Consider the following 3,792-nt stretch of genomic DNA (forward strand, 5'->3'; position numbering starts at 1 on the left):
ACTCCTTGCTGGGAAAGAGTCCGCGTTCAGAATCCATCTCGCCGGTCGGCACCAGCCCTAAAATCTACAAAATGCACACAGTGTCGCGTAGTGTGCTTCTTTCCACTCCCCTGCATATAGACGGTGCCAGGCTTCGTCAGGATTGCCCAGGCGATCCGCTTGATTCGTGGCCAGCAATGGGTTTGCAAGCTGGCATGCTCAGCGCGATAACAGCACAGGAACCGTCGTATCCTTCAGGATTGCCCGGGTCACGCTGCCGAACAGCAATTGTCTGGAGCGGCTGTGGCTGTGAGCACCCATGATTATCAAATCGGCCTTGTCGCCGGCGGCGGTGTTCAGGACGATCTGGGCAACAGAGGCGCCGTTCGAGCTAATTTGTTCGACCTCCACCTTTGCACCGTGCCTTGCGAGGTGGCGAGCTACGTTGGCTCCGGGCTCCTCGCCATGCCGATCAGTGTTGCCGGCGGCATCCACAATCAGGATTTTCACGGATCGAGCAGTCGACAGCAGCGGCAACGCATCCGTGGTCGCGCGCCTTGCCTCCTTGCTGGCATTCCAGGCAACTATGATACGATTCCCGATCGTGTCCGAGGTCCACCCGTTCGGCACGACCAGCACTGGAACGCCAGTCGCCAGCAGGAGATGGTCAGGAAGCCAGTATTGAGGCAGCCCATGCGGCTCTGTTTGGCCGACAATCGCGAGATCGGCGTAAAGTGAATTGGCGACAATGTTTTGGCCAACCTCGCTGTTCAGGATGAGCCTGAACTCCACCTTGATGTCGTCGCGCCTTGCCACATCGGCGAACTGTCGTCCAATCTCAAGCACCAACCGTTCCTCCTTCTGGCGACGGCGTTCGCCGACCGCGCGGATTGCTTCGCCACGGGCAAAACCATCATGTGCGTGACCGGTGTTGGGGACGACATAGACTCCAATCAGATGGGCCATGTAGTGTCGGGCCAAGTGGGCCGCTATGCGTAGGCGGTGTATGCTTGATGGCGCCGGATCGACAAAGACCAAGATGTCTTTCAGCGTCATGCCGGTCTCCTTCCCCAAGACCACTCAAACCAGTTGGTGAGATAGCCAGTGCACTGATGCGGTGGATGCTCCCACCGGGCGGCATCGAGTGTGCCAGAGCGGTTTCGTTGGAACCAAGATGGAGAAGGCATCCATACTTGAGTTTAGCATATTGGCTAACGACCTTGCCAAGAAAAATTTTCAAGTTTGTGGCGTCCGGTCTAATGGCCTGGTGGTCTTCAACCGAACTGTATCCCTAGGGCGACTGGAGCAGTTGCTGTCGGATTCGTCGCCGTGTGTCGTGGCGATGGAGGCTTGCGCCACGTCGCAACACAGTGCCCGGGTTGTCATGGCGCACGGCCATGACGTGCGTCCGATCCCGGCAAACTATGTGAAGCCCTTCGTGAAGTAATGCTGAGGTCAGCGTTACTTCACTTATCATCAGGTGGTCATAATGCGGAGGAACAGTGAACAGGCCCATGAAATCCGGCCGGTAGTCGACGACTTTGCTCCGCATTATTTTCCGGCGAACATCTGCTGTCATTTGACCAGCGGAGGAGCCAACGATGATAAAACCCGATTGCGAAGTAATCACTGAACTCGAAGCCATACTGACCAAACAAGGGTACAGCCCGGTGGTGGTCAGGAACTATTGCGCCTATGCGCGCGGCTTCGTTGACCATCTCGCACATAGGAATATCTCGGTCGCAAATGTGACCGAAGCCCAAGTGGAGCAATACCTGCGCGAAGCGGCCGCGCTGTTCCGGCGTCGTCATGGCCGCTTTCCGGGTCAGCGTTGGCATCAGATTCCGTCCGCGGGCATTCACGCTCTGCTGCGGCTTGTGCAGGGTCGTTGGCCACCGGCTCCAGATGCGGCCTGTGCTGCCGATGCACTGAAGTTTGCTATTTGCGACGAATACGAGACCTGGCTTCACGAGGAACGTGGCCTTGCGCGGCCGAGCATTGATGCGCTCCTGTGGGAGGCCCGACATTTCCTAACCTGGCAAGTTGAACGACGCGGTCCCGAATGTCTGATAGATCTGAGAATCAGCGACATTGACCGCTATATGGACCTACGTGCGGTGAAGCTGACACGCAGTTCGCTGAAATCTGTGGCGGAGCGGCTTCGTTCGTTTTTGCGTCATCTCAATCGGGCGGGCCACACTGCGGCCGACCTGTCGCCGCATATCATCGCGCCGTTGCTCTACGCCTATGAAGGGGTGCCCTCGATCCTGGAGCGGGGCCAGATCGCCGCAGTATTGGAACACGCGAGGGCGGACAAGACGCCGGCAGGGCTGCGGGACCATGCGATCTTGCAACTCCTTGCATCCTACGGCCTGCGGTCTGGAGAAATCCGCAATCTGCGGATCGAGGACATCGACTGGCGGAGCGAAACCATCCGTGTCCGTCACAGCAAGACGGGAGCTTGCTCGTTTCTGCCCCTGATGGCGCCCGCGGGCGAGGCCATGCTCGCGTATCTGCGTTCCGGACGACCAGCGACCGATGCCAGGGAAATCTTCATCCGCACACGAGCGCCCTATCGCAAACTCGAGAAGCTATACAGTCTGGTTCGACGCCGGCTCTGCGATGCCGGCATCAAGCCACCGGGCAAATGCGGGCCGCACAGGGAGTGGGCAAAACTTGGGGGTGTCTGTGTATGTTGGTGGTTCATTGAGAAGGGAACTGCCATGGAAGTGCGGATTATTGTCGAGACGCCCTTGAGAACGGAACCACAAAGAGGCATCATCTCGGCCGTTTGTCCCGCCCGTTTCGACGCACGCAGCCTGAGGGGTTCGGGTTGTTGCTCGAAGATGCAAAGACGATCCTCGGGCAGTTGCAGAAAGTGATCCTGCTCGACCAGATCGAGGAGATTTCTCAAGCAAGCAGGATCTGTCCCGACTGCGACGGGGTCCGGACCATACATGATTATCGGTCTCGGGTGCTCGACACGCTCTTCGGCAGGTTCGAGGTCAAGGTGCCGCGCATTCGCCGCTGTGCCTGCAATGCAAAATCCGATGTTGTGTTGGGCAGACCGCTTTCGCCTCTCGCTCACTTTTTTCCGGATCGATCGACCCCGGAACTGCGACGCCTTCAAGCCGAACTTGGGGCGCGTCATTCCTTCCGGGAAGCCGCGCGTATCCTGGAAACCTTTCTGCCTTGCGCGAAGCAGATGCACACATCAGTGCGCAATCGACTGGGTAAAGTTGCCCGGGAGATCTGCGACAGCGAGCAAACTGAGCCGCTGGTTCCTTCAGCCGCCGAAGAGGCGCCTGCGCTGACGGTTTTTCTGGACGGGGCGCATATCCGATGCAGGCCGGAATATCAGAAGCGACACCTCGATGTTGTGGTCGGCAAGATCGAAAGCCACGATAGGTGCCGTCGCTTCGGCTTGGTGCAACAGGCGGTCCTGTCACCTGCTAGTCAGCTTCGCCAGGACTTGAGGGCTCTCGGGTGGGATCACGAACAAACCGTCACGGTAATTTCGGACGGGGAACCAGCCCTGCCAAACCTCGTCCGCAATGCCGTCGGTGGGAAGGTCCGCCACATCCTCGACTGGTGGCATATCTCGATGCGCATTCAGCATGTCGACAACGCCGTAAAGGGCCTGCTGCAGAGCAGGAGTTTCTCCGGCATTCCAGTGCTGTTCAAACGTCCGGCCGAAACGCTGCGATGGTACCTTTGGCGGTTCTGTCGCAAAGTTTCCGGGAGTTCTTCCTTGTCTTTGATTTTGGCGCTACATCGGGCAAAAACCAAGACTAGGTTCGGTACGGATGACAG

At 58.2% G+C, this 3,792-nt stretch carries 1 protein-coding gene and 2 pseudogenes; 2 read left to right on the top strand and 1 reads right to left on the bottom strand.

From position 1 onward, the window contains the following. Positions 1 to 198: 198 nt before the first annotated feature. The gene (locus tag ACSSVY_RS22590) at positions 199 to 1,035 is read right to left on the bottom strand and encodes a universal stress protein (protein ID WP_454272278.1); all 837 of its coding nucleotides are present in this window, start codon (positions 1,033 to 1,035) and stop codon (positions 199 to 201) included. Positions 1,036 to 2,081: 1,046 nt separating this feature from the next. Between ACSSVY_RS22590 and ACSSVY_RS22595 the strand changes: the two are divergent. Together ACSSVY_RS22595 and ACSSVY_RS22600 are read left to right on the top strand one after the other, a co-directional pair. Next, positions 2,082 to 2,555, top strand: a pseudogene (locus ACSSVY_RS22595) (tyrosine-type recombinase/integrase); the annotation flags it as partial. 147 nt (positions 2,556 to 2,702) lie between these two features. Beyond that, positions 2,703 to 3,701: pseudogene (locus ACSSVY_RS22600) on the top strand (ISKra4 family transposase); the annotation flags it as partial. Positions 3,702 to 3,792 lie beyond the last annotated feature (91 nt).

It is taken from the genome of Roseovarius sp. MBR-51, from assembly GCF_053628575.1.